This window comes from Leptothermofonsia sp. ETS-13, assembly GCF_049200465.1.
In the GTDB taxonomy this organism is placed as follows: domain Bacteria; phylum Cyanobacteriota; class Cyanobacteriia; order Leptolyngbyales; family Leptolyngbyaceae; genus Leptothermofonsia.
Map to the genome: position 1 here is coordinate 83,748 of NZ_CP120836.1, position 25,221 is coordinate 108,968.

23 protein-coding genes are annotated in these 25,221 nt (G+C 50.6%); 16 read left to right on the forward strand and 7 right to left on the reverse strand.

Translation table 11 applies throughout. The features are described 5' to 3' along the window. Nucleotides 1–292: 292 nt before the first annotated feature. Nucleotides 293–2,086, forward strand: a complete 1,794-nt coding sequence (locus tag P4D80_RS00415) for an ABC transporter substrate-binding protein (RefSeq protein WP_421656892.1) — start codon at nt 293–295, stop codon at nt 2,084–2,086. On the opposite strand, the gene cbiE is transcribed toward P4D80_RS00415, so the two are convergent. Both cbiE and holA read right to left on the reverse strand, forming a co-directional pair. Then, nucleotides 2,083–3,510 carry a precorrin-6y C5,15-methyltransferase (decarboxylating) subunit CbiE gene (gene cbiE / locus P4D80_RS00420; protein WP_421656893.1) on the reverse strand — a complete coding sequence of 476 codons (1,428 nt, stop codon included), beginning with the start codon at nt 3,508–3,510 and terminating at the stop codon, nt 2,083–2,085. The genes P4D80_RS00415 and cbiE overlap by 4 nt on opposite strands. Next, nucleotides 3,507–4,535 (reverse strand): DNA polymerase III subunit delta, encoded by a 1,029-nt coding sequence (holA, locus tag P4D80_RS00425; RefSeq protein ID WP_421656894.1) that lies wholly within the window; start codon nt 4,533–4,535, stop codon nt 3,507–3,509. Before holA ends, cbiE begins: the two co-directional genes overlap by 4 nt. Before the next feature lie 237 nt (nt 4,536–4,772). Between holA and P4D80_RS00430 the strand changes: the two genes are divergently transcribed. After that, the gene (locus P4D80_RS00430) at nt 4,773–5,522 is read left to right on the forward strand and encodes a DUF1868 domain-containing protein (RefSeq protein ID WP_421656895.1); all 750 of its coding nucleotides are present in this window, start codon (nt 4,773–4,775) and stop codon (nt 5,520–5,522) included. 245 nt (nt 5,523–5,767) lie between these two features. Beyond that, nucleotides 5,768–6,208, forward strand: coding sequence for a peptidylprolyl isomerase (locus P4D80_RS00435; RefSeq protein ID WP_421659603.1), 441 nt, complete (start codon nt 5,768–5,770; stop codon nt 6,206–6,208). A gap of 19 nt (nt 6,209–6,227) precedes the next feature. Here P4D80_RS00435 and P4D80_RS00440 read toward each other — a convergent pair whose 3' ends face one another. Both P4D80_RS00440 and P4D80_RS00445 read right to left on the reverse strand, forming a co-directional pair. Further along, entirely contained in the window at nt 6,228–7,580 is a 1,353-nt protein-coding gene (locus P4D80_RS00440; RefSeq protein WP_421656896.1) for an NAD(P)/FAD-dependent oxidoreductase, read from the reverse strand. Nucleotides 7,581–7,907: 327 nt separating this feature from the next. Continuing rightward, the gene (locus P4D80_RS00445; RefSeq protein WP_421656897.1) at nt 7,908–10,085 is read right to left on the reverse strand and encodes a CHASE2 domain-containing protein; all 2,178 of its coding nucleotides are present in this window, start codon (nt 10,083–10,085) and stop codon (nt 7,908–7,910) included. Nucleotides 10,086–10,329: 244 nt separating this feature from the next. Here P4D80_RS00445 and P4D80_RS00450 point away from each other — a divergent pair, with 244 nt between their 5' ends. The 8 genes from P4D80_RS00450 (at nt 10,330) to P4D80_RS00485 (ending at nt 16,297) form a co-directional block, all read left to right on the forward strand. Then, nucleotides 10,330–10,989, forward strand: a complete 660-nt coding sequence (locus P4D80_RS00450; RefSeq protein WP_421656898.1) for a cobalt-precorrin-8X methylmutase — start codon at nt 10,330–10,332, stop codon at nt 10,987–10,989. Nucleotides 10,990–11,309: 320 nt separating this feature from the next. Beyond that, nucleotides 11,310–11,753: a DUF4168 domain-containing protein gene (locus tag P4D80_RS00455; protein WP_421656899.1), complete on the forward strand. Its 444-nt coding sequence runs from the start codon at nt 11,310–11,312 to the stop codon at nt 11,751–11,753. A 614-nt stretch (nt 11,754–12,367) separates the two neighbouring features. Next, the gene (locus P4D80_RS00460) at nt 12,368–13,048 is read left to right on the forward strand and encodes a cysteine hydrolase family protein (RefSeq protein ID WP_421656900.1); all 681 of its coding nucleotides are present in this window, start codon (nt 12,368–12,370) and stop codon (nt 13,046–13,048) included. Nucleotides 13,049–13,194: 146 nt separating this feature from the next. Further along, on the forward strand, nt 13,195–13,329 hold the full coding sequence (locus P4D80_RS00465) for a hypothetical protein (protein WP_421656901.1): 135 nt from the start codon (nt 13,195–13,197) through the stop codon (nt 13,327–13,329). A gap of 94 nt (nt 13,330–13,423) precedes the next feature. After that, on the forward strand, nt 13,424–13,801 hold the full coding sequence (locus tag P4D80_RS00470) for a Uma2 family endonuclease (RefSeq protein ID WP_421656902.1): 378 nt from the start codon (nt 13,424–13,426) through the stop codon (nt 13,799–13,801). Nucleotides 13,802–14,027: 226 nt separating this feature from the next. After that, the gene (locus P4D80_RS00475; protein WP_421656903.1) at nt 14,028–14,249 is read left to right on the forward strand and encodes a hypothetical protein; all 222 of its coding nucleotides are present in this window, start codon (nt 14,028–14,030) and stop codon (nt 14,247–14,249) included. Nucleotides 14,250–14,348: 99 nt separating this feature from the next. Further along, nucleotides 14,349–15,518: an AI-2E family transporter gene (locus tag P4D80_RS00480; protein ID WP_421656904.1), complete on the forward strand. Its 1,170-nt coding sequence runs from the start codon at nt 14,349–14,351 to the stop codon at nt 15,516–15,518. An 11-nt stretch (nt 15,519–15,529) separates the two neighbouring features. Further along, nucleotides 15,530–16,297: an HAD family hydrolase gene (locus P4D80_RS00485; RefSeq protein ID WP_421656905.1), complete on the forward strand. Its 768-nt coding sequence runs from the start codon at nt 15,530–15,532 to the stop codon at nt 16,295–16,297. 196 nt (nt 16,298–16,493) lie between these two features. Here P4D80_RS00485 and mraY read toward each other — a convergent pair whose 3' ends face one another. Together mraY and P4D80_RS00495 are read right to left on the reverse strand one after the other, a co-directional pair. Further along, nucleotides 16,494–17,588, reverse strand: a complete 1,095-nt coding sequence (gene mraY / locus P4D80_RS00490) for a phospho-N-acetylmuramoyl-pentapeptide-transferase (protein ID WP_421656906.1) — start codon at nt 17,586–17,588, stop codon at nt 16,494–16,496. A gap of 229 nt (nt 17,589–17,817) precedes the next feature. Continuing rightward, nucleotides 17,818–18,057 carry a DUF3134 domain-containing protein gene (locus P4D80_RS00495; RefSeq protein WP_421656907.1) on the reverse strand — a complete coding sequence of 80 codons (240 nt, stop codon included), beginning with the start codon at nt 18,055–18,057 and terminating at the stop codon, nt 17,818–17,820. A gap of 176 nt (nt 18,058–18,233) precedes the next feature. Between P4D80_RS00495 and P4D80_RS00500 the strand changes: the two genes are divergently transcribed. The 5 genes from P4D80_RS00500 to P4D80_RS00520 all read left to right on the forward strand — a co-directional run bounded on the left by P4D80_RS00500 (nt 18,234) and on the right by P4D80_RS00520 (nt 23,921). Then, nucleotides 18,234–18,818 carry a PAP/fibrillin family protein gene (locus P4D80_RS00500; RefSeq protein ID WP_421656908.1) on the forward strand — a complete coding sequence of 195 codons (585 nt, stop codon included), beginning with the start codon at nt 18,234–18,236 and terminating at the stop codon, nt 18,816–18,818. A 15-nt stretch (nt 18,819–18,833) separates the two neighbouring features. After that, nucleotides 18,834–19,676, forward strand: a complete 843-nt coding sequence (locus P4D80_RS00505; protein ID WP_421656909.1) for a PD-(D/E)XK nuclease family protein — start codon at nt 18,834–18,836, stop codon at nt 19,674–19,676. Next, nucleotides 19,673–20,239 carry a GNAT family N-acetyltransferase gene (locus tag P4D80_RS00510; protein WP_421656910.1) on the forward strand — a complete coding sequence of 189 codons (567 nt, stop codon included), beginning with the start codon at nt 19,673–19,675 and terminating at the stop codon, nt 20,237–20,239. Before P4D80_RS00505 ends, P4D80_RS00510 begins: the two co-directional genes overlap by 4 nt. 415 nt (nt 20,240–20,654) lie before the next feature. Next, nucleotides 20,655–22,988 carry a single-stranded-DNA-specific exonuclease RecJ gene (gene recJ / locus P4D80_RS00515; protein ID WP_421656911.1) on the forward strand — a complete coding sequence of 778 codons (2,334 nt, stop codon included), beginning with the start codon at nt 20,655–20,657 and terminating at the stop codon, nt 22,986–22,988. 327 nt (nt 22,989–23,315) lie between these two features. After that, entirely contained in the window at nt 23,316–23,921 is a 606-nt protein-coding gene (locus P4D80_RS00520) for a hypothetical protein (protein ID WP_421656912.1), read from the forward strand. 77 nt (nt 23,922–23,998) lie between these two features. On the opposite strand, the gene egtD is transcribed toward P4D80_RS00520, so the two are convergent. Continuing rightward, complete coding sequence (gene egtD / locus P4D80_RS00525) at nt 23,999–24,946, reverse strand: L-histidine N(alpha)-methyltransferase (RefSeq protein WP_421656913.1); 948 nt, start codon at nt 24,944–24,946, stop codon at nt 23,999–24,001. Nucleotides 24,947–25,221 lie beyond the last annotated feature (275 nt).

Consider the following 25,221-nt stretch of genomic DNA (forward strand, 5'->3'; position numbering starts at 1 on the left):
CCGCCCATTCAATGGGCTTACGATTTACTACTCCCATTAATGAGCCCGTAATCCTATCTTTCCTCCGGTTCTCCTGGAAGGCTGGTGAATAAGCCTCGCTTATGACCACAACAAAATCAATATTCCAGGGGTTTTAATATTCCAGGGGTTTTGTTTGGGAGAAAAGTGTAGCGTAACTATACTTTTATCGGCAAGCCGGAAGAATCTTTCCGCCTCATCCTGGCTAGATTTTCGTATCCTGGAGAGACGCATAGGATTTGCTAATTTAGCTCTCCCAATGGTTATTTCATTTATGAGATGGGTTGATTTTCACGCGTTGCGGCGATGGCTGGTGGTTTTATTGGTGGGGATTGGGGCGATCGCCCTCACTGCTTGCAGCCCTCAGATGTTCAGAACGTCGGCAGCGCAAGTGCCAGAACTCACTGATTGGAATCTCAGCAATCCCAAAACCTTCAACTACGCCCTCAGCAATGAATCTCCCAATGTATTTACCTACACCTATGAGGGATTGATTACTGAAAACGCCCTAACGGGAGCCATTGAGCCTGCACTAGCGGAGTCCTGGGAAATTGCAGAGGACAAGAAGCGAATCACCTTTACCCTGCGTGAGGGATTGAAATGGTCGGATGGTCAACCGCTGACGGCAGACGATGTGGTGTTTAGCTATCAAGACATCTACACCAATCCTGCCATTCCAACGCCGATTCAAGATGTCTTAAAAATTGGTAAGGACCGCCGCTTTCCCACAGTGCGTAAGGTAGACGATCGCCGCGTTGAGTTTACCACCCCAGAACCCTTTGCTCCTTTTCTGCGGATTACGGGCATCCCCATCATGCCCAAACATGCTCTGGAAAAGGCCGTGAAAACGAAGGGTTCCGATGGCAACCCACTGTTCTTATCCACCTGGGGAACGGATACCAACCCCAGAGACATTATTTGCAATGGTCCCTACGTACTGGATGCCTACGTTACCAGCCAACGTGTGATTTTCAAGAAAAATCCCTACTACTGGCGCAAGGACACCCAGGGCAACTCCCAACCCTATATTGAGCGAATTGTCTGGAGTATTGTTGAGAATCGAGATACGGCCCTGTTGCAATTTCGTTCCGGGGGGCTTGACCTTTCAGAACCCATTCGCCCGGAGGATTTTGAGCTATTAAAGCGAGAAGAAAGACGGGGCCGTTTCACCGTCTACATGGGGGGACCACGCCCAATTACAACATTCATGTCATTTAATCTGAACCAGGGTCGCCGCAATGGGAAACCCTTAGTCGATCCGGTTAAGTCCCGCTGGTTTAACAATGTGTCGTTTCGGCAGGCTGTGGCTTATGCGATCGACCGCGAGAAGATGAAAAATACCATCTATCGTGGACTGGGGACGTTGATCAACTCCACACTCATCCCCCAAAGTCCCTACTATCTTTCTCCGGAGCAGGGGTTGAAAGTATACAACTACGACCCAGCCAAAGCCAGACAACTACTACTGGATGCGGGATTTAAGTACGATTCCAAAGGGCAACTATTGGACTCAGAGGGTAATCGGGTCCGGTTTACGCTCATGACCAATGCCGGAAATACCATTCGGGAACAGATGATTTCCCAGATCCGGCAAGACCTGGCAAAGATTGGAATGCAGGTTGACCTGAGGCCACTCAATTTCAATGTCTTGCTGGATAAATTAGACAACACACTGGATTGGGAAGCCTACCTGCTGGCAATGGGCAGTGGGCGCGAACCCAACGATGGTGCCAACATCTGGCTACCCAATGGGTCATCTCACAATTTCAACTTTCCCTCCCTGCCAGGTAGACCTCCGATTGAAGGGCGGGTGGTCGCCGATTGGGAAGCCGAAATTGGTCGGCTATTTATTGAAGGAGCCCAGGAACTGGATGAAACGAAGCGGAAAGCCATTTATGCCCAGACACAAAAGCTTACCCAGGAATACCTGCCGTGGATTCCTCTGGTGGTAGAGCGGATTATGGCGGCGGCCCGCGATCACATAGAGGGTATTGAATACCCCGAATTGGGCGGTGTTGTCTGGAATATCCATGAACTGAAAGTCACAGATCAAAGGATAATTGATTAGTGAATTTTTTCAGCCACCAGAAGCAGTACCGGGTTTAGTGGCGATAGGCGAGTTAACGACGCTACCGGCAATGACCGGGAAATTTGAAGCTGGAGCAGGCGGTAATGCCATTTTGCTCTACCCTGAAAAGGATAACCTTCAGAATTTGAAGCCTCCTTGTACCGGCCCTGCTCCCTCTTACTCCTATTCTCGTCCACTTCTGCTCTCGTCCACTTCCCTCCTCCCTCCTCTACCTGTTCAGCAAACCAATGTAACGCTTCACTTTGATGTTCCAGGGTTGCCAGCGCCAGTACGATTCGCCCACCAGATGCTAACCGCTCTCCACAAAAATCCAGGATGGGAGTGAGATGGCCGCCACTACCACCGATAAAAATGCGATTGGGTTGTGGTAACGTTTCCAAGGTTTCAGGGGCAGTTCCATGAATTGAAATTACGTTGTTGACTTGGAATCGCAGGCAATTTTTCTCAATTAAGGCGGAACCGATCGCCGTTTTCTCCACCGCATACACCTTAGAAGCCGGGCAGAGGCGAGCAATTTCGATGGAAATGGACCCGGTACCTGCGCCAATATCCCAAACTATCTGGGATGGTTGAAGGGCCAGTTCTCCCAGAATCTGTACCCGAACTTCCCGTTTGGTCATCAATCGGGGGCGATCGCTAAAGCTCAGAAACGCCTGGTCGGGGATTCCCAATAGGGGCAATGCTGTCAGATCCAGGGATCTTTCTGATGTCGCCAGACGCTGGAGAATCACCACATTCAAGGGCGCAAATTCCTGGGACTGAAGCATGTGGGGATGGGATGCCTCAACGATGCGTTCGTTAGCTCCACCCAAGTTTTCACAAACCCAGAATTTGTAGCACACAGGTAGATCAAGGGCCCGCACTAGGTCAGCAATCGCTCCTGGCGTATTGGTTCCATCCGTCAGTACGGCGATTTTTTCGGCCCCCTGGTGCAGTGCCTGAGTCAATTCATCCAGCGATCGCCCATGGGCACTAACAAACCGAACGTCATGCCAGGGTAGTTTAATCCGGCTAAAGGCCAGTTGAATAGAACTCAGATGGGGGTGAAAGATGAGTTGCTCAGCAGGAAATTCTTCTAGCAGTAGACGACCGAGGCCAAAGAAGAGGGGGTCACCGGAAGTGAGGATGGCGATGTGGGGGGTAGAGGGTGGAGGGTAGGGAGTCGGGGATAGGGAGTGAAGGGTAAACGCAGAGCCCTTTGCCTGTTCTAAAAGTTGGCGGATTTGGGCGATCGCGGCAGTGAAGTTATTCAACAGCAGGCGATTGCCAGAATGGTTTGGGAAATAGCTGAGGTGACGGGAACTGCCCACCAGCAGCGTTGCCTGCTCAATCAACTGGCGTATAGTTTCCGATAGCCCTACCGCACCATCCAGTCCAATCCCAATCACGTGAATGGGAATCATGGAAAATTCCCTCTCCGGCACAGTTCACACAATTCAATTATCCGGGTTTGCAGGGTAGAAAGCTCGTCCGCTCCCAGTTTCAGGCTGGCTTCCAGTTCTAGCAAGAGGGGTAAGGTTTGGAGCAGCGTAGACAGGGACAACCGCTCAACTTCTTTTTTGAGGAAATAAAGGCGTTTGGGGTTGTTGATTTCAGCTTCCTGGGCAATTTTTTGCTCATCTCGCTCACCCGATTCCACCATCAGCTTGACCCAGAGCCAGGTGCGAAACTGCCCAATCAGCGATTTGCCAATCATGAGAGCAGGTTCATTCTGGCGTAACAAGTCCGTCACCAGGTCGAGGGCCTGGGCAACCTGCCCCTGACGAATGGCGGCTCCCAGTTGCAGGGTGTTTTGAGTACTGGCCGTGACGAGGGTGGCGATCGCCCTTTCATCCAGGGGTTGCTTTGTCTTGCCTGCGTAAAGTTGTAGCTTTTCTAACTCACTATATAGCTGGCGGGTATTGTTACCAACCGCTTCAGCCAGTAACTCCACTGCTCCGGTAGCCAGTTTCACCCCCATTTCTTTAGCTGTCTGCTGCACCTGTTTAACCAATAAATCCGTTTTCCAGGGTGGAATCACCGGAAACTCCCGGATTTCAGCGTGTCTCTGTAAGAGCTTACTGGACTTAAGGCGACTATCCGGTTTGCTACTTGAGGTCAACAGCAGCACACTGGTTTCAGGAAGCCGGGGCAGAGTACGTTCCAGCTCGGTGTAGAGTTCTTCCGGACACCGCTGGCAAAGAGGCGTGTCTACCAACCAAATCAGACGATTCCCCATGCCAAAAGGAGGCGTCATCGCTTGATTTAACGCCTGGATGACTGCATCAGGTTGATCGGGAGTGATTTTGTCAAAGTTGAAACTGCTCCAGTTGGGGTCGAGGACCCGTTGCCGGAGTGCATCTACAGCTTGGGCGATCGCAAACTCATCCTCTCCCCAATAGAGATAAATTGGCACCTGGGATACTACCTCCTGCTTCATTTGTGTCATTGTATTGTGCTATGGCCAGGTTGGGTGAAGGGGAAGTGAGGGGGGAGGGCTACTCCTCACTCCTCACCTCTTCTAACAACCAGCAACTTCTCTTAGACTTACGGCCGGGCGTTTTCAGGATAGCGCTTGTGTTCTTACCATAGATAAGGGGTTACGACGGGGTAACCTTATTTGTGAAACAGCACTACGAGGCGATCGCAATTGGACGAGAATTATCAAACTTACCTTAATCGAGCCATGCGTCTAATCTTGCCAGAGACGTATCGGTCTCAGGTGCAGCTTATTCAAGAGTCGCCCAAGTTTCGACCGCATGCAGAAAAGGGCCGGGAAGCGGTTCCTTTTCCGGGGTATACGATTGTTACGCCTCCTGGCAGCGAAGACCTCAAAAATACTGCTTTATACGATCGAATGAAGCATTGTCAGCAACAGCTTTTGCAGCAATTGGGATCCAGGCTATTCGCCCCGGTGCCACCAGAGAGTTTTCACCTGACACTGGCTGATTTAATTTGGGACAGTGCCTATCTGGCGGCCAGCGAAGAGAATCCCAATTTTGAAACTGAGCTTCAGCAGTGTATCGCTCAGATTTTTGAGCAGTGCCAGTCGATCGCCGAAGACAAATCGATTGAGTTCCACGCGATTGGGCTGATGGTGATGACGCGCGCGATCGCGGTGTGCCTCGCCCCCGTAGACGAGTATTCCTATGAACGGATTCTGAAATTCCGCCGTGCCATTTACCAGAATCGCAACCTGATTGGGTTGGGCATTGAGCAGCAGTATTATTTCACTCCTCATATCACTCTGGGCTACTTTGGGACGATTCCCCCTGCCGAGGATTTGACTGTGTTAGGCGATCGCATGACTGAAACCAATCAGCAGTGGAATGATAGTAACTCCCAGGAATTTTGGGTGTACCGGGCAGAACTCCGCAAATTCGACGACATGACCGAATACTACCGAAAACCTGATTGGCCCATCTTTGAGTTTTAAGTGATGGATTGCCCTCGCTAACCCTGACTCTGCTACCGTTATACGAGCAGCCAGCCCCTGGGTTAGGATTGGAAGGCCACTGTATGCTGGAATGGTATAGCTGTCGCCAGGTTGCTTAAGACATTGGTTTTAAGGGGGTGTGGGGGCTGCGCCTCCAGCCAGGGGTTCCACCCCTGCACCCCGTCCTAAGTCTGGTGGCTATCGCTATAAAAATATCCGTTTCAGCGATCGCCAAAGGAGAAACTATGACCCGCGCCATTATGGAAACCACCAAGGGAACAATTCACCTGGAACTGTTTGACCAGGACGCGCCCAACACCGTCAAAAACTTTGTCGATTTGTCCCAAAAAGGCTTCTACGATGGTCTTGCGTTCCACCGCGTGATTTCGAATTTTATGATTCAGGGTGGTTGCCCCAATACTCGTGAAGGAGCCAGAGGAATGCCCGGAACAGGTGGTCCTGGCTACACGATTAAATGCGAAATTAATCGCAATAAGCATCTTGCAGGCTCACTCTCAATGGCTCATCGGGGGCGAGACACTGGTGGTAGCCAATTCTTTATCTGCCATTCGCCCCAACCGCATTTAGACGACGTTCATACAGTCTTTGGTCAAACTCAAGACATGGATGTGGTCAATTCAATCCGCCAGGGGGATCGAATTCTTTCAGTGAAGATTGAGGAGTAGCGATTTCATACCCTCACACCTACCACCTACCGCCTGCAATGGATGTCTGATAGTTGCCACGGGCATCCTGTTCTATCTGGAGGAGGGAGCCTTTTCCAGTAATTAAACGGGCACCCCGATTGCGGGTGAAATAGTTCCAACCCCACTGGAGCAGCACAATCAGTTTATTGTCAAATTCAATCAGGTAGTAAATGTGGACAAAGACCCAGGTGAACCAGGCGATCGCTCCTGTCAGCTTGACAAACCCCAGATCAACTACCGCAGAGTTTTGTCCAATCACGGCTAAACTACCCGTATCTTTGTAGATGAACTGAGGTAGCGTTTCACCCTGGAGGCGTTTTTTAATGAATTTGGCAATGTATTCTCCCTCCTGGACAGCTACGGGTGCCACACCAGGCAATGGCTTATCACCCTGATGGGCAAAGTGTGCCAGGTCACCAATCACAAAGATATTGGGATAACCGGGAATACTCAGGTCTGGTTCGACAATGACCCGCCCAACCCGGTCCAGGCTCACTCCTGTGCGCTCTGCCAGGACTTTACCCATCGCAGATGCCTTAACACCCGCTGCCCAGAGGGTCGTTTTGGCAGCTATTTGCTCAACCTGTCCATTCCTCTTGTAGATGACAACACTATCAGAAATATCGGTGACCATTGATTGAGTTTGAACAGTCACACCCAATCGGTTGAGGGAGGCTTCCGCTTCGGCTGAAAGTTCGGGTGGGTAGGGTGGTAGGATGCGATCCAGCCCTTCCAATAAAAGAATACGGGTTTCTGAAGTGTTAATGTTGCGGAAATCCTGTTTGAGGGTGTTGAAGGCGAGTTCAGCGATCGCCCCAGCCAGCTCTACCCCTGTCGGGCCACCCCCCACAATTACAAAGGTCAACCAGGCTTGCCGTTTTTCAGGGTCCGGTTCTTTTTCTGCGGCCTCAAAAGCCATAAAGATGCGGCGGCGCATTTCCAGCGCATCTTCTACGGTCTTCAAACCTGGTGCGGTGGTTTTCCACTGCTCATTGCCAAAGTAGTGGTGGCTCACGCCAGTCGCAATTACCAGCGAATCGTAGGGAATTTCTTGACCGGGCAAAATCACCTTTTGCGTCTGTGGGTTAAGGTCAATCACCTCATCCATTAAGACCTGAATGTTTTTGTAACGGCTGAGAATCCCTCGTAATGGAGAAGAAATATCTGCCGGGGAGAGAGTTCCCGTTGCCACCTGGTAAAGGAGGGGCTGAAACAGATGAAAGTTTCGCCTGTCAATTAGCGTTACCTCTACCTGAGCCTGTCCCAAGGATTTAGTAGCGTATAATCCGCCAAAGCCTCCTCCCACAATCACAACCCGGTGGAGCGATCGCGTTTCATTTCTGTCTACCATGGCTCCCCCCCTCAGTATGGTAGTGTTTCTGCATTCTAGACATTCCGATAAGTGTCTCTCCTCCCCCTAATGACAGCTAGCAACCTCAACTCTTACCATTGGCTGACCTGGAGAGTAGAAGCCAGAAGCCAGGAGCCAGAATTCAGGATTTTTTCCTCTCCTGAGTTATGGCTCGTGCCCCCTTTTACATTCATGGCGCTGTACACCGTTCATTGTTACCAGTTCATTGGTCATAGTCAGCCAGCCATCGTCCGGAGTTTTTGGGAAGGGTTTAGCTCCTGTTGATAAAAGCCTAGAGGGTGTTCGCTGATCCCCGTGTAGCAAGTGTTACGGAGCGGCAAACTGATAACGGTTCTTTCCCAATTGTTTAGCACGGTACATGGCATTATCTGCACTTTTCACCAGAGTTTCTACATCCTTGCCATCTTGAGGGAAAAGGCTAATCCCAACACTGGTCGTTACAAAGGTTGTGTGATCTTCAATCTCAAAAGGTTGGGAAAGAGTTGTCAGAATTTTCTCAGCGACTCGTCCTGCATCCCGTTTACTGGGAATGGCTGGCAGGATCACTGTAAACTCATCGCCTCCCAGTCGTGAAACGGTGTCACTGCCACGCAGGCACTCGGTCAGGCGACAGGCAACTGCTTTCAGTAGTAAATCTCCAATGTCGTGACCCTGGGTGTCGTTGATTAGTTTGAACCCATCCAGATCCAGAAACAAAAGAGCAACCTGTTGTGCATTTTCATTGGCCCATGTTAGAGCCTGGCTGAGGTGTTCGTGGAACAGTTTACGGTTGGGTAAGCCGGTAAGGGGGTCATGATTTGCCAGATGGCGAAGTTGGCTGGCGGATTGGGCTAACTCAGCATTAGAGCGAACGAGTTCGGCAGCAGTGCGTTTCAGTTCCTCCTCCATGCGCTTGCGCTCGGTGATGTCTCGAATCACCCCTACTAGAAACAAGTTGCCAGCCGCGTCTTTATGGAGCGATCGCTTAGTGGCGATGTGGTGAGTTCTACCGTCTTTGTCAGTAAATTCTTCTTCGTTTTCGTATTCCTGGTCATTATCAAAGATGTGCTGATCTTGCTGGCGAAACACCTCCGCTTCGTGGGCTGGAAATACATCATAGTCAGATTTGTTCAATAGCTCTTCCAGGGGGCGACCCAGGAATTTGCAGTAAGCCTGGTTGAGGACAATCCAGCGGTGCTGACGGTCTTTGACGAAAATTGGATCTGGGATGGTGTTGATGATACTATTTAAGAATTCTTTGGAACGTTTGAATTCCTCCTCCAGATGGGCCAGGTAAGCCAGAATAACGACGGCAGATCCAAACATTGCCATCAACGAGGGCACCAGTGGCAACCACCAGCCTGCTAAAAACGTCAGGTAGCAAAGGGTAATCAGCATTCCCCCTGCCAAAATTACGGCTGGGGCAGATTTATAGGGCGATCGCAACCGCCAGACAATTTCTGCCCCCAGCCATGACCAGACTAGAATCCACAACCACTCCAGCGGATCTGTCCAGACATTGATCAACCCTCGCCCATCCAGGGCTGCACTGATCATCTGGCTGACAAAATTTGCCTGAAGTTCAACCCCGGAGATGGGTTGGGGCGGCTTACCTGGCTGGTGGCTGTAAGAGGTATGAAAGAAATCTTTTAAGCTAATGGCGGTAGAACCAATTATCACCACGCGATCGCGCAAAACTTCAGGATGAACCTGCCCTTCTATCACCGCTGCCATTGACACAATAGGGACGGCATGGGTGGGCCTTCGTAAATTGCTGAGAACCTGGTAACCGCCATCATCCGCCTGGACGTAGGCACCATCATTTGCTTCAAACCGGCGAAAAACTGTATTTCCTAACTGTAAGTAGTCGGGATTGTCAGCAGACGGTTGGGGGGTAATGCCTTCCGCTTTGAGATACTTCAGTGCCAATTTGAGAATCAGGCTTTCGTGGTCTTTGCCATCGTCCAACGTCCAATAAAGTAACCCACGCCGTACTTTACCATCGCCATCAAATACTAGGTTGTTGAAGCCGACCTGGTTGCGATCGCCCAAAACAGGAGGGGCGGGGACGCCTGCACTGGCTTTATCCTTAATTTGCTCAATGCCAATCAAATTTGGCATGTTGCGGTAAACTTCCAGCAGCTTTGCATGACCCGGTTCGACGGGAAGATCCCGATAAATATCCAGGCCAACAACACGGGGCTGATATGACTGAATCTTTTGTAGAAGTTCGGCCAGCATCGTGTCAGGCAGGGGCCATTGCTTGGCCTTTTGCAAATCGGTTTCGTTAATGCCAACCACCACGACCCGTTCATCAATAGGTTCTGGCGATCGCAGGCAAAAAAACTGATCCAGAGCCGTCCACTCCCATGCTTGCAACACTCCAGTAGATCGCAGCAAAATCACACAACCGGCAACGCTTGAAGCTGTGAGTAGAACCCGTCCCCCTCCTGCCAATGCCTTTTTTAGCACAGCCCAAATTTTTCGGTCTTTGCCTGAATGCATTGTGACGATTACCCAGAAACTTTCCTGCAAACGACATGCACCAGAATTAGATTTCCCAGTAATTACTGAAACAATAACGTCCAGAAGCGGTACATCAGGAGCGGAAGGGCTACAAGCAGCCTAACAATCTCTCCTATGATTTGGAGCATCCCAAAGGAGAGGAAGGATTTGCGGTATGGATCGGGAGAGTATCTATGGGGATTGTTGTAAATTATGGCTAAACAGCCACAAGCAACCCTATTTGATGCCTCTTTTTACCCACCCTATCCTGCAACAGAGCTTCGCAATAATCGATCGCGAGATCGGAGAACACTCCTTTACACCTGATGAGTATGCCGTTGTACGGCGAGTCATTCACAGTACCGCAGACTTTGAGTTTAAGGATCTAGTCCGGTTCAGTCCAGGAGCGATTGAGAACGCGATCGCCGCTCTCCAGCAGCAAATTCCCATTGTGACTGATGTCAGTATGGTTAAACAGGGAGTTGCCACGATGGTTACCCAGACCTTTGGCAATCCCCTCCTGAGCGCAGTGGATCAGGTGGCTGAAGCCCTTCCCGGCAAAACTCGCACCGAAACCGGAATGCTCCAGTGCTTCAAGGAGTTTCCGGAGGCCATTTATGTGATCGGCAACGCACCCACAGCTCTACTGGCCCTCTGCGCCTGCCTGCCCACTCTACGCCAGCCCGCTTTAATCATTGGTGCCCCCGTCGGTTTCATTTCCGTCCTCGAGTCCAAAGCCGCCCTTGCCCAAACCCCTGTCCCCCAGATCCGAGTCGATGGACGCAAAGGAGGCTCACCCGTGGCAGCAGCTATTTTGAATGCTCTGCTGGTTTTAGCCTGGGAAAGGGAGGGGAGGAAGAAGGAGGCAGGAGGCAGGAGGCAGGGACTAGGGAGTGGGGACTAGGGGGTGTTCTAGAAACGGGGCTCTGACTCCTTGAAACCCTGATTCCCTCGACCCCCTTTCCAGGATTGCCACAAAAAATTGACAAACCCACCCATCCACCCATCCACCCCATCACCCCGTTACCCATCCACCTGTCTCTACTTCACCGAAACTCCATCAAATTGATGGCGCGTCACTGGAACTTATCGCCTCTAAAATAATTCAAAGCGTTTAGAAGAAACTCGTTAGTGCTAATTGTGTTCGGTATGCGCCCAACCATGATGAAAACTCTGAATCGTTCTGTAAGAACTGTTTCCGCAAATAGGCAGAGGTTAATCACTTTGCCAGTTCGTTTTACACTTTCGCGGATTGGTATTGTGAGTGTGCTTTCTGCTGCCAGCTTAATGTTTGGAGTAACTCCTCACATCGCTCAACGTCCGGTTGATCTGTTTTCTGGCTCCGCGGCTTATGCTCAGGGTGATCCTGCGATTACAAGCTATGCCAATGCGGCCTATCAAATTGAGCGTTTGCGCCAGAAGAAGTTCAGGGAAGCTAAGAATGAATTAGGCGGCAATGTACCCACGAATGTATGTCAGCAGCCAACGATTCCTGCTTCGGTTCGTAGCATCTGCGATGAGTTTATGAAGGAGTCTTCTGACATCATTAAAAGCAATGGTTTGTCGATCACCCAGTTCAATGAGATTACTCGCCGTAAGGACAGCGATCCGGCCCTGCAACAGCAGATTGACAACGAGTTACTGCGGATTCAGAAAAAGACCCCTTAGCGATCGCTTTCAGATATCAAGATCCTGCAGCCATAGATTGGAGTCAGTCTTCGGCACCATTCATTCTATGGTTGCTGGTATCGAATCCCTGGAAAAAGTGTTTGTTGATACCTAATGAACCTCCATGATTCTGTAAACCCTGATTATGGCAGCTCCAAATAAGTGGAATGCAGTTAGCAGGAGATTTGCATGAGTGGACTTGGTGGTTTAAATAAATCCCCCGATGGGGTCGTTTTGGGTCTGGTGCAGTTGCAGTTACCTAATGTTGCGACTCCCGACGATGTAATAGCTCAGACTCAAAAAATTTGCACCTGTAGTGAACGGCGCTTACCGCCTTCCCTGGGAAGAGAAACTGGTGCATACAGATGGAACCTCCTGTGGCTTTCCTGCGCCCACCCTATTGTATCAAGGTGTGCCGCTAGCAGAAATGGCAGCTAAGGACAGTTGTTGGCGTTGCTGAAAAGCAGTATGAATCGAAACGAAGTTTCGAGCATACAGCATCTATATTCATACCCGAAATTCATACCCGAATTCAGCAACGCCCAGTTGTTAGTTGTTGAGTGTTAGTAGCGAGGGGTGAAGGGAAGTTTGTTCAAAAAGAATGGAGGTTTACTGTGGGCTGTTATGTAGACTCTGACCCCTATCCCTATCCTTACAATGGCGACTTGCGCCCGGAGAATACCGTTTTTCTGATTATTGATATGCAGACGGATTTCTGTGGCAAGGGAGGGTATGTGGATCAGATGGGATATGACCTATCGCTTACGGCTGCACCCATTGCACCCATCAAAAAAGTGCTGTCAGTCATGCGAAAAAAGAGATTTCATGTTATGTATACCCGCGAGGGGCATCGCCCTGACCTGGCTGATCTGCCAGAAAACAAGCGGTGGCGATCGCGCCAGGTTGGGGCAGGCATCGGTGACCCCGGCCCCTGTGGCAAAATTTTGGTACGGGGAGAACCCGGTTGGGAAATTATTCCCGAACTTGCTCCCCTACCGGGTGAAGCAATTATTGATAAACCAGGTAAAGGCTCCTTTTATGCGACCGATCTAGATATGCTGCTGAAGCTAAGGGGAATTCAGAATATTATCCTGGCAGGGATTACAACGGATGTTTGTGTCCACATCACCATGCGCGATGCCAACGATCGCGGCTACGAATGTCTCCTGCTTTCTGATTGCACCGGAGCCACCGACTATAACAACCATCTGGCTGCCCTCAACATGGTGAAAATGCAGGGTGGCGTATTTGGAGCCGTGGCAGATTCCAACGCACTACTGGCGGCAACTAGCTAACTTGAAAATAGAGGGTAGGAGGAGGAATAGGGAGAGATGGAGTGATGGAGTACTAAGTGTAAGAAGCAACCACCCCATCACCTATTCCCTATCCTCTCTTATCACTCCAACTCCCCTTCACCTCTTATGTCTCCCTCCTTACTGCCATGACGCGAACGACGACAAGCTCTAAATTCCTGACCTTTGAGGAATTTCTTGCCTATGACGATGGCACAGAGACTCGTTATGAGCTGGAGGATGGAGAGTTAGTCGAGATGCCTCCAGAGAGCCCAGTTAATTAAATAATGACATCGCAAAACGATTGCTGTTTGAGTTAACAAAACATGTGCCGCTGGCACTCATTGCCTATAAAGACATTGAATTGAAATTGAGGTAATGGGTCGGCGGGCAAAGTGTCGTTTACCGGATTTGCTGGTTCATACAGAAGAGTCAAAGGCGGCCTTATCAGGAGCAACCCGTGCCACCATTACCCGCGATATGCCACCACCTGCTCTGGTGATCGAGGTGGTTTTACCTGGGGCTATCAATCGCTCCCGCGACTACCACCACAAGCATACCGAGTATGCAGCTAGAGGCATTACTGAGTACTGGATCGTTGACCCGGAGATGCAACAAATCACCGTTTGTAAGTGGAGCGATGGGCAGTACGAGGATACGGTAGTTGTAGCCGATCAACGGATTCCATCCGATGTCATTCCAGGATGGGAACTAACAATTAATCAAGTATTTGCCATGTATAGCAGTTCTAAATGACTCGTGAAATAAAAAGGCTTTGTGAAGGGGGATTCCGCAGGAATCCTCCTTCACAATCCAGATAGGAGCACCATAGCAGGTAATATTAAATCCGGTAAATCCGGTTCAATGACGAAGAATGGGTAGGGGTAGGTTTTACTGTCAAACTCTTGCTCCACTTAGGTTTCGTTCGCTAACCCCCCTGTGCAAATGGTCGATATTCACGCTATGGTTGGTTGTTTTACTTATGGCTGTTTTTTTACTTAAAGTGATTGGATTATCCGTTGGATGTGCGATCGCCATTAAATATATCGGTCCACGCCTGTCCGTTCCCGCCTCAACTGTAAATGTGTTGATCGCCGTATGGTTTCCCTCACTACTGATGGCAGCTATTTTGGCCTGGCGCTGGCAGGAAAGAGGACAGGAAATAGAGGATGGCAATGAAAAAGAAAGTGGGGTGAAAAGGTGATGGGTCGATGGGTGGGGTCAGTGCTGCCGTACCTACCCTGTTTAGAGGGTTATTTGTTGTTAGTGTATGTGAAGGGTAAAGGGGCGGAAAGGAGCCATTGTGAATATCGGGCAATGGATTGGTCTTCTGGCATTGATCGCAGCTCTCTATATTCTTTGGGAGATTCGCCAGATCCTACTACTGGTATTTGCTGCGGTGGTGCTGGCAAATAGCTTGAATTTGCTGGCGCAGCGGCTGCAAAAAATGGGAATCAAGCGATCGGGTGCGGTTTTGCTCTCCGTTCTCTTGATGTTGATTGTGATAGTGGTGTTCTTCTGGCTGATAGTGCCGCCATTTGCCAGGCAATTTCAAGAGCTCTTTGTTTTAGTGCCTAAGGGCAGGGAAGAACTGAACAGCAAGATCGAAGAGTGGATGGTTCGGCTCATTCCAACCCCATTTAGACCTTATGTTCCCAGTGTCGAAAGCCTAGAGCAACAGGCAAAACCACTCATCAACCGGCTTCTAAGTGGATCGTTCGCCTTCTTCTCCAGTTCCTTTGGCAATATTCTAAACATTCTTCTGGTAGTAGTTTTGGGTCTGATGCTGCTGGTCAACCCCATTGCTTACCGTCGCGGCTTTATTCGTCTGTTTCCATCCTTCTACCGTCATCGGGTGGATAAGATTTTGCTGGAGTGTGAAACTGCCTTAGGGCGATGGATTGTAGGTGCAATCATCAGTATGGGGGTGGTTGCCATCTTCAGCACCATTGGATTGATTTTAATTGGGGTTCCGGCAGCTCTGGCTCAGGGAATTCTATCGGGCTTACTCAACTTCATTCCAAACATTGGCCCCACCTTCAGCGTTGTACCACCAATGCTGATATCGCTCCTTGATCCTCATACTCCCGCGCTCAAAGCCCTTCTGGTACTTGGACTCTTCGTTCTGATTCAACAACTTGAAAGTAACCTGTTAACGCCCTATGTAATGGCACAACAGGTTTCCCTGTTGCCAGCTCTGACCCTACTGGGACAGGTGTTCTTTGCAACTATCTTTGGCTTTCTGGGGCTGTTGCTGGCAATTCCGCTGATGGTGGTTTGTCAGATCTGGGTACGCAGAGTCTTGATTGAAGATATTTTGGATCATTGGGATAGCCCAACCTCAACTAATTTAACCACCGAGCGGGTAGACAACAATCTGAAGCATACTTCCGTAGAGGAAATCAATGCAGATTCCAGACCCGATTATCAGGAAGGGACGATAAACCCTGAAATTTCCGATGCCTCTCAGTAGAAGCTCTCCCTATGCCCCAACTCCAGGCCCTAATTTTTGATGTTGACGGAACGCTGGCTGACACCGAGCGGGATGCCCACCGGGTTGCCTTTAATCGGGCGTTTGCAGAGGCCGGGCTTGATTGGGAATGGTCGGTAGAGCGTTATAGGGAACTGATTAAGGTGGCTGGAGGAAAGGAGCGAATCATATCGTATTTGAATCAAGATCACCCCGGCTTTTGTCCTGCAGATGACCTGTGGGCCTGGGCTGCGGCTCTGCATCGAGCGAAGAAGCATTACTATTGCCAATTAATGCAACAGGGGCTAATTCCGTTGCGGCCCGGTGTGCAGCGGTTGATTCAAGAAGCACGGGAGCAAGGGGTACGGCTGGCGATCGCAACTACCAGTGACCCGGAAAATGTGTTGGCTTTGTTAGAGGCAAGGCTGGGCTCCGATAGCCCTACCTGGTTTGATGTAATTGCAGCGGGGGATATTGTTCCTGCCAAGAAGCCAGCACCCGACATTTACCAATATGCGCTGCATGGGTTAGGTCTGCCGCCAGAGGTTTGCCTGGCGATCGAGGATTCATATCAGGGGTTGAAAGCCTCTACTCAGGCGGGTCTAAGGACGGTTATCACCTTCAATGGATACACTCAGGATGATGATTTTTCCGGTGCTGCACTGGTGCTAAATCATTTGGGCGAACCGGATCAGCCATTTAAAGCCATAACACCCTTGCCCCAGGAAGCCACCTATTTTGATCTGGCTTTGGCAGAAGCGTTGCTGAGGATAAACGGTTAAGGTGCTATTAATCTTGTAGTAATGCGCTAAGTAGTAATGCGCTAAATCTGCGGCTGATTGTCTGTAGTAAGTAGATAGCCATCATTAATTGTAAAGAGAGAATAGGGGTGAACGTCCAGGCAGAGGGTTTACCCCTTCCATCCCCAAATTTATCCTTAATTTAATTGCGCCTAGCTACTTAAAAATATTCCCAATCTCATCTACAAATAGCCAGGGTAAGAAATGCCAGCAATCCCCCCACCAGGTAAAACAAAGCCACAATGCGAGTCTCAGTCCATCCAGAAAGCTCCAGATGGTTGTGGTAAGGAGACATTTTGAACAGACGTTTGCCAATTCCATCAGGCCCTTTGGTGGCCTTGTAATAAGCCACCTGGGCAATAACGGATAGGGTTTCGACCAGGAATAACCCACTCAAAATTAACAGCGCAAATAGACTGTTGGTCAAAATCGCCACGGCTGCCAGGGCACCCCCCAGAGCAAGGGAACCTGTATCGCCCATGAAAACCCGTGCAGGATTGCGATTATGAGCCAGAAAGCCGAGACAACTTCCACTCAGGCAGGCACAAAACAACATCAAGTCAGGGTAGGAGGGGGCAATTAAAGCACCCAGCCCAAACAGCGCGATCGCCACAGTTCCCGCCGCCAGGCCATCGAGCCCATCGGTCAGGTTGGTCGCATTACTCTCTGATACCAGCACAAAACCTGCCAGCAGCCAGAACAAAAGCCCCAGAGGCAGTACCAGACCCAATGGTAATGCGATCGAAGTAATGGTGGATGGCTGAGTTAACCAAAGCCAGAGGCAAAAGAGGCAGGCAAAAGCTACTTGAAGCCCTAACTTCATGCGGGGAGAAATGCCTTTATTAGACTTGCGCCGAATAATTTGCCAGTCATCCAGCCAGCCAATTGCCCCATAGGCAAGGGTGAGAGCAGAAACGGCCATCACATGGGTAGAAAACCCCGACCACAGCAGAGCCACTACAACCGCAACGGGCAAAAAGAAGATGCCTCCCATCGTTGGAGTACCCGCCTTCTTGAGATGGGCCTGGGGACCATCTTCACGGATAATCTGCCCGGCTTTGAGCGATCGCAACATTGGTACCACCCAAAACCCCAATCCTGCCGTTGCCAGAGCACAAATCCAGAGGGGAAGCGCCAGCGAAACAGGCTGCCCAAACCGCCCCGCTGAAACATCTAGAAATACAGCAACAAGACTCAATCCAGCAGTCAACAGAATAAACAGCAGAGCTCCTGAAAGGCTTACCGCCCGACTAGAAAATAACTTTGCGTCCACAGGTCTCTTATCTCACTCCACACACTACACACACACGCCTCAGCGCCTGTCTCGCAAAAACGCAACGATTTTTATCAAAGAAGGCGTTCAAAAGATGCACTCTCAATGAAATGGCTGGAGGATCAATCCGGCTAAGCCAACTAGTACAGCAAAACGAAAGTTTTGTTGGGAGTGCAGGGGTAGAACCCCTGCCTGGAGGCTTCACCCCCAAACCCCCACGTTGCAAACACTAGTCCTCCAGTTCCAGATCATCATCGTCATCGTCCAGATCGAAGCTTCCGTCATCGCCGCCCATCAGGTCACTAATGTCTTCGCCTTCCTCTTCCAGGTAATCAAACTCATTCCCTTCCCGGGCCAGAAGACGACCGCTACTTTCGAGCCAGTCCAGTATGGAAGACTCTTGTTTGAGAGGGATAACAGCAGCCCGCTGGTTTCGAGGTTCTTCGCGGAGAGATGGATTATACGTCATATTTTGAAAACCGGATCGACAATATGAACAGCCTACTATTCTAGATCTTTAGACATTATGGACAGGACGTCCACCTTTCTCCCGGATGAAACACCCAGAGTGTATCACTATAGAAATAAATTGCAAGATTTTTTTCCAAATTCAGGATTCTACAGGAAATATTAGGAATACTAGCAATGATTGGCAAAGCGGCACTATTAGAAATGATCGCTGGTAAAAATCGGGGTTTATTGGCGTCGGGCACTGAAAAGCAAGCAATCTTAGCGGCGATCGCCCAGCTCGAAGACCGCACCCCCAACCCCCGCCCGGTAGAAGCCACTGACCTGTTGAACGGGGATTGGCGACTCCTGTACACCACCAGCGGTGGCATTTTGGGAATTGATCAGTTTCCTTTCTTAAAGTTGGGACAGGTCTATCAATGCGTTCGGGTGGCTGAACTGAAGGTCTACAACATTGCCGAAGTGTACGGGCTTCCCCTGCTAGAAGGACTGGTCAGCGTCGCTGCCCGGTTTCAACCCGTTTCTGAACGTCGCGTCAATGTCAAATTTGAGCGATCGATCCTAGGACTAAAGCGCCTGATCGGCTATCAAACCCCCAGCCGTTTTATTGAGCAAATTGAATCGGGGCAGAGGTTGGCGGCGATCAACTTCAATGTTGAGAACCGTGATCAGCAGGGATGGATTGATATCACCTATCTCGATGAAGACTTGCGGATTGGCCGGGGAAACGAAGGCAGCGTATTTGTCTTAACCAGAGCTTGAGGAGGTGATGTTCTAGTGAACCCCCTCCCTCCCCTCCGCCTATCCCAGGGGCATCTCAACCTGCTTTCCGCCTGCCCCCGCAAGTTTCAGCATACCTACCTGGAGCAGTTGGCTTCGCCCACCACCCCTGAGCAGCTAGAAAGGCTAGCCGCAGGTTCCCAGTTTCACCTCCTGATGCAGCAGTGGCAGCTTGAACTTCCGATTGAACCCTTTGTTGAGGAAGATACCCAGCTTCAGCGCTGGTTTTCATCCTTTACAAAGGCGATGCCCCAGATCTTGAAGCTGGACAAGCCGGGCGGCAATGTTCTGCGCCAGAGCGAATATGCTCTCACAGTCGAATTCCAGGGCTACCTGCTGACTGTCGCTTATGACTTACTGATTTCCAACTCAGCCCAGGCAAAGATTTTAGACTGGAAAACCTACCCCCAGCCCCAGAATCCGCGCTGGCTTCTGCAAAACTGGCAAACTCGTCTCTATCCTTTTGTCCTGGCTGAAACGGGTTTCTATTTACCAGAGCAAATTTCCATGACCTACTGGTTTTTTCAAGCGGAAGGGGAGGCATCGGAGGAAGCTCAACATTTCACCGTTGTGTATGACACCGCTCGCCATGAGGAGACCCGCCGCGATCTGACACAACTGCTCATTCAATTGACTCACTGGTTGGAGCGTTATCAGGCTGGGGAATCCTTTCCCCAGGTATCGCTGGGAGCCAGTTTGTGCGATTCCTGTAATTATGCAATCCGGTGCGATCGCACTCCATCTCCCCCTGTAGATCATGAGCCCATCCAGAACAAATACTCCTTATCCAGCGATTTCACCCTACCCAACCTGGCAGACATCCAGGAAATTCCTCTATGACTGACACGCCTAAGGATGAACCCCTCCCCATCAGTATTCGGGACATGGACATCAATGACTTGGCTCCTGTTTATCACTTGGGGGAGACCCTGTTCACCAGTGACCTGTACCCATATATCTACCGCACCTGGGACCAGTGGGAGGTGATTGGACTTTATAACACTGACCCAGAGTACTGCTTAGTGGCAGAAGTAGAAGACCAGCTGGCGGGTTTTATTTTGGGCACCATCATCAACAAAGCCTCCTGGGTCTACGGCTACATTATCTGGCTAGGTGTGAACCCGGCCTATCATCGACGTGGGATCGCCGATCGCCTAGTCGATAAGCTGGTTGAACGGATGATTGATGATGGGGCACGGTTCATGATGGTAGACACCGATCCAGAAAACATTCCGGCAGTCAAATTTTTTACTCGCAAAGGCTTTGGTAATATACGTAAGCACATTTTTCTATCGATGAATTTGAGTAAACACGAATATTACGGCAAACTCATTGCCTACGAACGAGAAAAGGCCGAACGTCAGGTCTGGAAACGCCCCCGTCGCCGTCCTAACCAATCCTGAAGCGAATTGCGATTCAGTTTCAATGTGGGTGGGTGGGGATGGGCAGAATTTATGGTCTTGTCTAAATTTATGGTCTAAATTTATGGTCTTGTCTATTAGTGGGTCATCAAAGGAACTTTGCCTGGTTATCTAAACCCAGGAAAACCAATTTAGAGGGTTTTGAAGGATTGTCAACCCTTCAAAATCTGCTTGACAGACTACTAGAGTAGGATTGGGAAAACGACTCAGGAGCGATCGCAGGATGTCCCCGTAACCAACCGGCGCATGACGGAGGAATCAGCCCAGGCAATCTCTGGTCTCAAACAAAGCCTTACTGCTTGCTGATATGCCTGCTCCGTCCCTGGTGATTGAAGTGGTTTCTCCTAAGTAAGGGTTACGGTAGAAAGGAATTGATCCAAAGTACTTAAATGCAGGTATGCCTGATCGCGACCTTCAGTGGCAAATTCAATCCTCAACCAAACCACCTGAATGGTTTGTGCAGGCGGTCAGACAGCAGGTGTCCGACAGCGATGGACGATTTATTACCCAACTGCTATGGCAGCGAGGGATTCAAGACCCGGAACAGTTAGCAGGCTTTCTCAACCCCCAGCACTATCATCCCACCAGCCCCTTTGCCTTTGGGGAAGAGATGCAATGGGCTGTTCAGCGCTTGCATCAAGCCTATACCCATCAGGAAGCAGTGGCAATCTGGGGAGATTTTGATGCCGATGGGGTGACTGCAACCTCTGTTCTGTGGGATGGATTGGGGCAGTTCTTCACTCAGCAGAAGACTCTGTTCTACTACATTCCCAACCGTCTCACGGAGTCCCATGGTTTGTCGCAACCGGGTATTGACTCACTGCATAGCCAGGGCTGCCGTTTGATCGTGACCTGCGACACGGGCAGTACTAACCTGGACGAGATTGAGTATGCTCAAAGCCTGGGTATGGATGTGATTGTGACCGATCACCACACCCTGCCAGCCGAGCGTCCACCAGTGACGGCCATTATTAACCCCCGCTATTTACCGACAAACCATCCACTGGCAACCCTATCTGGAGTCGCCGTTGCCTACAAACTGGTAGAAGCACTGTATGAGACGTTACCTGACGTGCCGCAGAAGCCATTGGCGCAATTGCTGGATCTGGTGGCGATCGGGCTGATTGCAGACCTGGTGGAGTTGAAGGGAGACTGCCGCTATCTGGCGCAGCGGGGGATTGAACAGTTGCAGAAGCAATCGAACTCCGCCACGGCAACCCACCCTGGTGTTGCGAAACTGCTGGAATTTTGCAAACGCAGCGGCGATCGCCCCACTGACATCTCCTTTGGTCTGGGTCCCCGGATTAACGCCGTGAGCCGCATTCATGGGGATGCCCATTTCTGTGTTGAACTGCTCACCAGCCAGGACACCCACCTTTGCACCCATCTGGCAGAAGCGACGGAACTGGCCAACACCCGCCGCAAAGCATTGCAGAAAGAAGTGGCGGCGCAGGTTGCCCGACGCCTGACTCAGCTTGATCTGTCTACCACCAGCGTGATTGTGCTGGCCGATGAACAGTGGCCAATTGGCGTCCTGGGGCTGGTGGCCGGACAAATGGCGCAGGAGTATGGCCGTCCCACCATTTTGTTAAGCACAGAGGGAGGGGCAATCGCCCGTGGTTCTGCCCGTTCAATTAACAATATCGATCTGTATCAATTGGTGAAAGATCAGGAGCACCTGTTGACCAAATTTGGCGGTCACCCTTATGCCGCAGGCTTGAGTCTGCCGATTGAAAACTTGCCCCTGTTTACCGATGGAATTAATCAGAAACTACGGCAGTCCGTTGATCCAGCTCAGGCGGCTCCCCATCTTCAGGTGGATTTAGTTGTCCAGGTGCAGGAACTGGGCAAAGCGTTGTTTCAGGAATTGAAATTGCTGGAACCCTGCGGCATTGGCAACCCCGTTCCCAAACTCCTGATCCAGAACTGCTGGTTCACAAATGGCTGGAATCGGAAACTCCAGGACAGGAAAGGGCAATCGGTACAATACATCAAAACCGAGTTTGAGCTGTGGGATGAATCTGTCTCAGAAGGGTTTGCCGGAGTCTGGTGGGGGCACTATCGGGATGAACTGCCCTCTGGCCGGTGCGACGCGATCGTAGAACTGGACAGCAACAACTACAAGAAACGCTACGAAGTGCGGTTGTTGGCCGTCCGCTCCCGTGATGCCAGCCCAATTCAACCCTTTGTTGAAACCGATTGGCTCCTGGACTGGCGGGAAGCACCGGAAGAAATTCAATTCAAAATTCAAAATTCAAAATTCAAAACATCCCCCCCCCTCCTGCTGCGACAGTGCCCCAGCAGTTGGGGCGAATTTCAGACCTGGTTCCGTCGATCGCGCCAGGAACAGCGGCCTCTGGCGATCGCCTACCCGCCTCCATCGCTTATCCCGCCGGAGGAAATCTGGCAACAACTGGTGGGAGTTGCCAAATACCTGAGCCGCACCGGAAAAACAGCCACCCGACAACAGGTACTGGAGCGATTGGGGATTGGCGATCGCACCCTGCAATTGGGCTTTCGAACGCTGGCACCCCTTGGCTTTAGCCTCAGCTACACTGACAATGCTCTACAGGTGGCCTGGCAGCAACGGCAGGCAAGTGAAAAAGCATTCCGTAACGCCGTTACAGCCTTTTTTACCGCCATCCGGGAAGAACAGTTCCGTCGCCAATACTTCTATCAGGTACCACTGACTACCATCCAAATGGTGGCAGCCCAAACCAGGTTTGAGTGAACTATCACAACTTTGTGTTCCAAAGTAAAAAACTGGTGGCAAGATGGCGAAGTGATACCAGTTCCCTGAATTTGACTGATAAGTCTTCTGCAGGGTCACAAAGTTCTGCGCCTGTGCTGTCAATCATTTGTGTAGCGGTAGTGATTGTGGTTAGGACGGGGTGAAGCCCCTGCACCCCGTTCTAAGCCTGGTGGCTATAGCTATAAAACTGATAAACCACTAGCACTTTTGCGTAGAGCCATAGTCTGATTTGCGGGATTTGGTATGAGACATGCAGCAGATGAAAGGTATCAGCTGATAGATGGCAGGGAGAAGGCCGTGAGGAGTGTGGGGAAGCGTCTTAAACATCCAGCCCAGATCATGAGTTCCCTGGGAATGGGCATTTCCCTGTTGCTAATAGCAGGGCAGGTACAGGCTTTACCGGGGCAATCTCCCGATGAAGCCGAAGCCTGGATTCAGTCCCATCCCACCCTGCGGCCAGCCAGTGGCGAAAAATTGCTCATCCGCAAGAGTGCAACACCAGCCCAGCGGTTTCAGTTCCGGTCATCCCTGCTTCAGGTGGGCAGAAGTTCGCCTGGTCCAACTGGGGGCATCATTCGGACTGAAGAAATTTCTATCTACGATATGATCAACGGTGTCACGGTGGCTCGCCTGCAAGAAGCGCTCAGAGCAATTTATGGAGCCGTTATTTATCAGGACTATATCAACGCCAGGGTTGTTTACCAATACCCGGACCGGGCGAATGTGAATCAGGCTGTGAATCAAAAAACTCCTCTACTGGCTGAAATTCAGGGAGAAGTGCGCGAGGGCGATCGCTATGCCTACTGGCTCGAAATTGCCACGAACGACAACGGTTTTGCCTACACAGGCAGAGCCACTGTTTTTCTGAAAAGCGACCTTCCCAAGTTAGAAACTGAGCTACGAGGGCGCTAGTGCTACGTGGAGGGGTGGAGGGGTGGAGGGGTGGATGAGCAGCGAATGCATTAAAAATGCTGCCGTACGGATCTCTTCTATGGGCACTCAGCCCCGATGCATTGTCGCTGACAGAGTACCAGGCCGAACCAGGCATTGAGATCTGTCCAAGTTTGCAATGGCTTCAGGGCTTTAGCCTCCAGGGTTGCCATCAGGGTTGGGAGATGAAACTTGCGGGAAATTTCAGTGTGGATCGTTTCACCTTCTTCCAGTGCCACCTGAAAATTGAGGACTTCTAGCCTGGCCGTTTGCAGGGTCAGACTGCGGAGGTGCATTTCTATCTGGTTCTTGATCGGGTTATAGAATGCCCAGTGTTCAAACTGGTCGGTGTCAAAATTGCCCTGAAACCGCCAGTTGAGATGGTTGAGAATATTGAGATTGAAGGCGGCGGTGATGCCCTGGGCATCGTTGTAGGCTGCTTCAATGATTGAAATATCCTTTTGCAGGTCTACACCCAGAAGAAAAAACTCTCCCGGTTCAAGGGCTTGCTGGATGAGGGTGAGGAAGCGATCGCACTCTTCCTGATTCAAATTTCCAATCGTGCTGCCCAGGAAGATCAGCATCCGGTTTTCCAGTTCTCTGGGGGGAAGTTGGGCCAGGGCCTGCTCATAGGTTCCTGCCAGACCACACAGTTTAAGCCGGGGATAGGAATTCAGCAGATCGAGGGCTGTCGTTTTCAAAATTCCGGCGCTGACATCGATTGGACAGTATTGCAGTTCGTTGTGTAGCGTGTCGTAGGCTTCCAGCAAAATCCGTGTTTTGCGAGAGCTACCGCTGCCCAGTTCTACTAGTTCGCAAGATCCGGTTAACCGGGCGATGTCTAAAGCACAGTTTTCCAAAATGGACTGTTCAATGCGGGTGGGATAGTACTCTGGCAGGTCGGTGATTTGCTCAAAGAGTTGGGAACCGCGATCGTCATAAAAATAACGACAGGGAAGGTATTTGGGAGTTTGCTGCAACCCCCTGGATGATATCCAACCCTTCATCAGCCTCTGCCTCAGCGGAATTGAGCGTGATCCAGCGAAGGCGAGGGGTTTCCTGGTGTCCAATCATTACGGCCTGTTCTCCTTGTTGTAGTGGGTGAAAGCATTGCTGAATCTGGATATAGCGGTAGTCATTATGGTTAGGACGGGGTGCAGGGGTAGTACCCCTAGCTGGGGGCGAAGCCCCTACTCCCTCTCTAATTCCAATGTCCTAACGCACCCGCGTAGAGCTATATGAAATAGAGGCTGTATGCTCGAAACTTCGGTTCGATTCATAC

Coding starts and splice junctions, on each gene's coding strand:
- P4D80_RS00415 (WP_421656892.1), top strand. CDS start 293: ATGAGATGGGTTGATTTTCACGCGTTGCGGCGATGGCTGGTGGTTTTA.
- egtD (WP_421656913.1), bottom strand. CDS start 24,946: ATGAAGGGTTGGATATCATCCAGGGGGTTGCAGCAAACTCCCAAATAC.
- P4D80_RS00470 (WP_421656902.1), top strand. CDS start 13,424: ATGGGTCGGCGGGCAAAGTGTCGTTTACCGGATTTGCTGGTTCATACA.
- P4D80_RS00500 (WP_421656908.1), top strand. CDS start 18,234: ATGATTGGCAAAGCGGCACTATTAGAAATGATCGCTGGTAAAAATCGG.
- P4D80_RS00445 (WP_421656897.1), bottom strand. CDS start 10,085: ATGCATTCAGGCAAAGACCGAAAAATTTGGGCTGTGCTAAAAAAGGCA.
- P4D80_RS00435 (WP_421659603.1), top strand. CDS start 5,768: ATGACCCGCGCCATTATGGAAACCACCAAGGGAACAATTCACCTGGAA.
- P4D80_RS00465 (WP_421656901.1), top strand. CDS start 13,195: ATGACGCGAACGACGACAAGCTCTAAATTCCTGACCTTTGAGGAATTT.
- P4D80_RS00475 (WP_421656903.1), top strand. CDS start 14,028: ATGGCTGTTTTTTTACTTAAAGTGATTGGATTATCCGTTGGATGTGCG.
- P4D80_RS00430 (WP_421656895.1), top strand. CDS start 4,773: ATGCGTCTAATCTTGCCAGAGACGTATCGGTCTCAGGTGCAGCTTATT.
- holA (WP_421656894.1), bottom strand. CDS start 4,535: ATGACACAAATGAAGCAGGAGGTAGTATCCCAGGTGCCAATTTATCTC.
- recJ (WP_421656911.1), top strand. CDS start 20,655: ATGCCTGATCGCGACCTTCAGTGGCAAATTCAATCCTCAACCAAACCA.
- cbiE (WP_421656893.1), bottom strand. CDS start 3,510: ATGATTCCCATTCACGTGATTGGGATTGGACTGGATGGTGCGGTAGGG.
- P4D80_RS00450 (WP_421656898.1), top strand. CDS start 10,330: ATGCCTCTTTTTACCCACCCTATCCTGCAACAGAGCTTCGCAATAATC.
- P4D80_RS00510 (WP_421656910.1), top strand. CDS start 19,673: ATGACTGACACGCCTAAGGATGAACCCCTCCCCATCAGTATTCGGGAC.
- P4D80_RS00440 (WP_421656896.1), bottom strand. CDS start 7,580: ATGGTAGACAGAAATGAAACGCGATCGCTCCACCGGGTTGTGATTGTG.
- P4D80_RS00485 (WP_421656905.1), top strand. CDS start 15,530: ATGCCCCAACTCCAGGCCCTAATTTTTGATGTTGACGGAACGCTGGCT.
- P4D80_RS00495 (WP_421656907.1), bottom strand. CDS start 18,057: ATGACGTATAATCCATCTCTCCGCGAAGAACCTCGAAACCAGCGGGCT.